Source organism: Streptomyces sp. CBMA123 (genome assembly GCF_014596465.1).
Taxonomy (GTDB): Bacteria; Actinomycetota; Actinomycetes; order Streptomycetales; family Streptomycetaceae; genus Kitasatospora.
On record NZ_MECK01000319.1, the window covers coordinates 1 to 5551 of the forward strand.

Below are 5551 nucleotides of genomic sequence, written 5' to 3' on the forward strand. Positions count from 1 at the left end.
CTACGACCGTAATCCGGCCGTGACGCACGGTCCACGGGCCCGTGATCCGACCGCCCGTTGGTACGTAACACCGAGCACGGATGTTCGGGCACACTGTCACCCCCGGGCGGCGCGCCCGGCCACCCCCCCCCCCCCCCTCCCCCCCCCCCCCCCCCCCCCCCCCCCCCCCCCCCCCCCCCCCCCCCCCCCCCCCCCCCCCCCCCCCCCGCCCCCGCCCCCCCCCCCCCCCCCCCCCCCCCCCCCCCCCCCCCCCCCCCTCACCCCCCCCCCCCCCCCCCCCCCCCGACGATCCCGGCGGCGGGCCCGGCGAGCAGGTCCTCGGGCAGCTGGTAGACCAGCACCGGTCCGGTCACGACCGGCCCCCGCTCGCCTCGAACAGCTCCGCCACCGAGGCGTCGTACGCGCTGCTGATCCGGAACGCCTTGCCGGCCAGCGCCAGCCGGCGCTCCACCGGAACGGCGTCCGGCCGGCCGTCGCCCTGCTCCAGCAGCTTCAGCACCTCGTCGTAGTCGTCCGGGTCGCTGAGCGGGATGACGTGCTCGAAGTTCTTCGCCGCCCCGCGCAGCATCGCGGGCCCGCCGACGTCGACCTTCTCCCGGAAGCCGGCCGGCTCCAGGCCCGGCTGCGGCTCGGGCAGCAGGTAGTAGTTGTTGCAGACCAGGTCGATCCGGGGGATCCCGTACTCCGCCATCTCCCGCAGGTCGGACTCGGTCTCCCGGGCCAGGATGCCGCCCATCACGGAGACGGTCAGGGTCTTGACCCGGCCGCCCAGCAGGGTCGGGACGCCGGCCAGGTCGGCGATGTTCTCGACCCGGTGGCCCGCGTCGCGCAGCAGCCGGTAGGTGCCCTCCGTGGCCGCGACCCTCCAGCCGAGGCGGAGCAGTCCGGCGGCCAGCGGCTCGATGTTCCGCTTGTCGCTCACCGCGAGTACGGCCAGCATGTCAGCGATCCTCCTTGAGTGGTCGTCCTTGAGTGGTCGTCTACTTGATCTCGATCAGCGCGTCGCGGTGGGAGCCGACCGACACGTGGCGCACCGGCACCCCCAGCAGCTCCTGGATCGCCTCGACGTACTGCCGGGCGCCGGACGGGAGTTGCTCGTAGCTGCGGACGCCGGAGATGTCCTCGTCCCAGCCGGGCAGGGTCTCGTACACCGGGGTGCTGGCCTCGAGTTCGGCCGGCCGGGGGCTGAACTCCCGTACCGTGCGGCCGTCCCGCTCGTAGGCCACGCACAGGTCCAGCTCGCCGGTGCCGCTGAGCTGGTCCAGGTTGGTGACGGCGACCTCGTCGGCGCCCTGGACGCGCACGCCGTAGCGGGTCGCCACCGCGTCGAAGGCGCCCAGCCTGCGCGGCCGGTTGGTGGTGGAGCCGTACTCGCCCCACTGGCGGCGCAGCCGGTCGGCGCGCTCCTCGTCGAACTCCGTCACGAACGGCCCGGCGCCGACGCACGAGGAGAAGGCCTTCGTCACGCCGACCGTGCGGTCCACCCGCGCCCACGGGACGCCGATGCCCACCGGCGCGTGGCCGGCCAGGCAGGTCGACGAGGTGGTGTACGGGTAGATGCCGTAGTACAGGTCCTTGAGGGCGCCGAGCTGGCCCTCGGCGATGACGGTGGCGCCGTCGTCCAGGGCCTTGCCGAGCAGGTCGGTGGCGTCGACGACGTGCGGCTCCAGCCGCTCGGCGACGTCCGCGGCCCAGCGGGTGACCTCGTCGAGGGAGAGCGGCGCCCGCCCGTAGACCCGCACCAGCCGCTCGTTCGCCCAGTCCAGGACGGCCGCCAGCCGGGCGGGCAGGTTCTCCCGGTCGAAGAGCTCCCGCACCAGCAGGGTCTTCTTCATCACCCGGTCGCCGTAGGCCGGCGAGATGCCGCGCCGGGTCGAGCCGTACCGGCCGTCCGAGAGCCGCTCCTCCTCGGCGCCGTCGAGGTCGCGGTGGAACGGGAAGCAGACCGAGGCGGCGTCCGCCACCAGCAGCCGGTCGGCCGTCACGCCCTCGGCCCGGATCGCCTCGAACTCGCCCAGGAAGCCCTCGACGTCGACGGTCATGCCGGGGCCCAGCACGCCGGTCACGGTGGGGCGCAGCACGCTGCTGGGCAGGCTGTGCAGCTTGAACTTGCCCCGGTCCGTGTGGATGGTGTGACCGGCGTTGCTGCCGCCGTGGTAGCGAACCGTGTAGTCGGCCTCGGCAGAGAGGTTGTCGACCATTCTTCCCTTGCCCTCGTCACCCCAGTTGAGGCCCACGATTGCCTTCAGCACGACGAAACTCCCTCAGCTCGGCGTCGGTACGGTGGTCAGGCCAGCAGGGCGCGGCGGCGCTCGGCCGCCTGGCCCCAGACGTCCGGGTTGAGGACGGCCGGCGGCTGCTTGCCCTCCAGCGCGAGCAGCAGCTGGGTGGCGGCGGAGAGGGCCAGGGCCCGCTTGGTCTCCACGGTGAAGTCGGCGATGTGCGCGCTGAGCACGAGGTTCTCGATGTCCAGCAGCTCGCTGTCGGCGGGCAGCGGCTCGTCCTCGTAGACGTCCAGGGCCGCGCCGCCGAGGTGGCCGCTGCGCAGTGCCCGGGCCAGCGCCGCGCCGTCGACGACCCGGCCGCGCGAGGTGTTCATGAAGTACGCGCCGGGCTTCATCTGCGCGAACGTCTTGTCGTTGAACATCTGCTCGGTCTCGTCGTTGAGCTCCGGGTGGCAGGTGACGAAGTCGGCGCGGGAGAGCAGCTCCTCCAGCGTCTCGACCTTCTCGGCGCCGACCTCGGCCATCTTCTCGGCGGAGACGTAGGGGTCGTAGGCGAGGACGCGCATCAGGAAGCCGCCGTGCGCCCGGCGGGCCATCCAGCCGCCGACGTTGCCGAGGCCGACGATGCCGAGCACCTTGCCGGTCAGCTCGACCCGGTGGGCGGTCAGGCGGGCGTCCCAGGCCTTCTCGATGCCGTCCCGGCTGATCGCGGTGAGGCCGCGGGTGACCATCAGCAGCAGGCCGAGGGCGTGCTCCGAGACCGGCTTGCCGCCGAGGCCGGGGTTGTTGGCGACGACGACGCCGGCCGCGCTGGCCGCGTCCAGGTCGATGTTGTCCACGCCGCGGCCGCTGGAGAGGACGGCGACCAGGTTCGGGGCGGCGGCGATCAGCTCGGCGTCGATCCGGGCGGGGTAGCGGGCCACGATGCCGTGCGCCCCGGCGACGGCGGCGAGGATCGCCGGCCGGTCCTGGTCGTCCACCCGGCGGACGTCGGCGTGCTGCTCCAGCAGTTCCTCGGCTTCGGGCGCGTACATCGAGCCGATCAGGACCACGGTGGGTCGCATGGCGGGGTCTCCTCAGGCAGGGGGGTGGAAGGGTGGTGGTGCCGCGTCACGCGGCCATGGCGGCGGCGAGCAGGTGCTCCAGCGGCTTGAGTTCGCCGCCGCGGCTGGCGGCCAGGAACCGCCGGGTCAGCTCGGTGCGCTCGGTGGGCGCGGGGGTGAAGCGGGAGCGGTCGGCGGCGAGGCGGTCGCAGGCCCGGCCGTACAGCTTGCGGCTGTAGGCCTCGCTGATGCCGAGTGCGGCGGCGATCTCCCGGTGGCTGTAGTCGAAGGCGCGGCGCAGCAGCAGTACGGCGCGTTCGGCCGGGCTGAGGCGTTCCAGCAGCCAGGTCATCCGGCCGCGCAACGCGTCCTCGTCACCGACCAGTTCGTGTGGTTCGCCGACGCTCGGCAGGGCCTCCTCGGGCACCAGGGCGCCGACGTAGGAGACCTTCCGGGCGTGCGCGGACTTCAGGTGGTCCGCGCACAGCCGGCTGACCACGGTGGCCAGGAACGCGGCATGGTTCTCGATGTTCGTCGCGGCGGACCAGCGCAGCCACGCCTCGGAGACGATGTCCTCGGCCTCGGCGACGGATCCGAGCCGCCGGTAGGCGAGCGCCAGCAGCCGGGGGCGCTGGCTCTCGAACCGCTCGTCGTGCTGCTCGTCGGGTGCTTGTTCTCGCTCTTGGACGGGGCGGGACAACGGTGCTGCCTCCCAGGGCTGTTCCGGTGCGGGGCCGCGGTCGCGGCCCCGCACCGGACGCAGGCTCGTGTCAGCGGCCCTCGGCCAGGACCTGGCCCAGGCTCTTGGCGAAGGCCACGGAGTACTCGGCGATCTCCTCCTCGCCCATCGGGGTGGAGACGCAGCCCAGGCCGCTGTCGCCGAGGTGGATGCCGTTGTCCAGCAGCTTCCAGTACAGGGCCTTCATCGCGGTCGCCGCGCTGTCGTACCCGGCGGGGGCGCTGTTGGCGACCACCCGGAACAGCGAGCCGAGGCCGTTGACCTCCCAGTCCAGGCCGGCCTCGGTGAGGGCGGCGCGCATCCCGGCGCGGGCCTGCTCGCCGAGCTGGCCGATCCGCTCGTGCGCCTCCGGGGTGAGCAGGCGCAGCGCGGCGATGCCGGAGCTCATGCTGACCGGGTTGGCGTTGTACGAGCCCGAGTGCGGCAGGGCGGGCTTGCCCTTGCTGGGGTCGAAGACGCTCATGAAGCGGCGGCGGCCGGCCACGGCGCCGATCGGCATGCCGGCGGCGATGACCTTGCCCAGGACGGTGATGTCGGCCTCGGCGCCGAGCAGCTGCATGGCGCCGTGGTAGCCGACCCGGTAGGAGCCGACCTCGTCGGAGATCAGCACCGCCCCGCTGGCGTCACAGAACTCGCGCAGCGCGTCCAGCCACTCCTTGCTGGCGGGCAGCAGGCCGATCCGCCACGGCACCGGGTCGATCAGCACGCAGGCCAGCTCGTCGGCGTGCTGGCGCAGCACCTCCAGCGAGCCCTCCGGGTCGTTGAACGGGATGACCACGGTGTTGCCGACGACGCCCTGGGGGTTGCCGGTGACGGCGTGGCTGATCAGGTTGCCCGAGCCGTCGTTGTTGACCGCGACGGCGTCGTAGGCGCCGTGGTAGGCGCCGGCGATCTTGGCGATCTTCGGGCGCTCGGTGAAGGCGCGGGCCGCCTGGACGGCCATCATCACGGCCTCGGTGCCGGAGCTGGTGAAGCGGACGTGCTCGAAGGTCTCGTTGCGGGCCGACAGCGCCTCGGCGTACTCGACCTCCACCGGGGTGGGCATGCCGAAGCTGGTGCCGTGGCCGACCGCCGCCGCGATGGCCTCGACCATCTCGGGGTGGGCGTGGCCGTGGATCAGCGTGGTGCTGTTGTTCAGGAAGTCGATCCGCTCGACACCGTCGACATCGGTGACCCGGGCGCCGCTGCCGGAGCGGACGTAGACGGGGTAGGGCGAGCTGTAGACGGCGGTGCGGCTGTTGCCGCCGGGCATGACCTCGACCGCGCGGGTGTACAGGGCGGCGGACTTCTCGGTGTTCACGGGCAACCCTTCGGGACGGGCCTGGACGGCCTTCGGAATCGGCGGGGAACAATCGGGCGGGGCACAGGTGCGCTCGGCGCGGCGTGTGGCGGATCGCCGGCCGGCGCGCCGGGCCGGATGCGAGGGGTCAGGTGGGCGACGGGCGGGCCAGTGCGCGGGGCCGGGTCAGTGCGCGGGGCCGGTCGGCGAGTCCGCGGTGAAGTACGGCCCGGCCAGGGCGACGGCGGTGCCGGGCGCGACCCAG

The 5551-nt window shown here is 73.5% G+C and carries 5 protein-coding genes; all 5 read right to left on the reverse strand.

Annotated elements, in window-relative coordinates; translation table 11 throughout:
• Window positions 1-349 precede the first annotated feature (349 nt).
• Complete coding sequence (locus BG452_RS28845; protein WP_188307287.1) at window positions 350-940, reverse strand: phosphoribosylaminoimidazolecarboxamide formyltransferase; 591 nt, start codon at window positions 938-940, stop codon at window positions 350-352.
• A 40-nt stretch (window positions 941-980) separates the two neighbouring features.
• Entirely contained in the window at window positions 981-2252 is a 1272-nt protein-coding gene (locus BG452_RS28850) for an adenylosuccinate synthase (RefSeq protein WP_188307288.1), read from the reverse strand.
• Window positions 2253-2287: 35 nt separating this feature from the next.
• Entirely contained in the window at window positions 2288-3289 is a 1002-nt protein-coding gene (locus tag BG452_RS28855; RefSeq protein WP_188307289.1) for an NAD(P)-dependent oxidoreductase, read from the reverse strand.
• 46 nt (window positions 3290-3335) lie between these two features.
• Entirely contained in the window at window positions 3336-3968 is a 633-nt protein-coding gene (locus BG452_RS28860; protein ID WP_188307290.1) for a sigma-70 family RNA polymerase sigma factor, read from the reverse strand.
• Between the two features lie 70 nt (window positions 3969-4038).
• Window positions 4039-5307 (reverse strand): aspartate aminotransferase family protein, encoded by a 1269-nt coding sequence (locus BG452_RS28865; RefSeq protein WP_317621275.1) that lies wholly within the window; start codon window positions 5305-5307, stop codon window positions 4039-4041.
• Window positions 5308-5551: the final 244 nt, after the last annotated feature.

What these genes read in the sequence shown, in the direction of transcription:
- BG452_RS28855 (WP_188307289.1), bottom strand. Translation starts at nt 3,289, where the DNA reads ATGCGACCCACCGTGGTCCTGATCGGCTCGATGTACGCGCCCGAAGCC.
- BG452_RS28845 (WP_188307287.1), bottom strand. Translation starts at nt 940, where the DNA reads ATGCTGGCCGTACTCGCGGTGAGCGACAAGCGGAACATCGAGCCGCTG.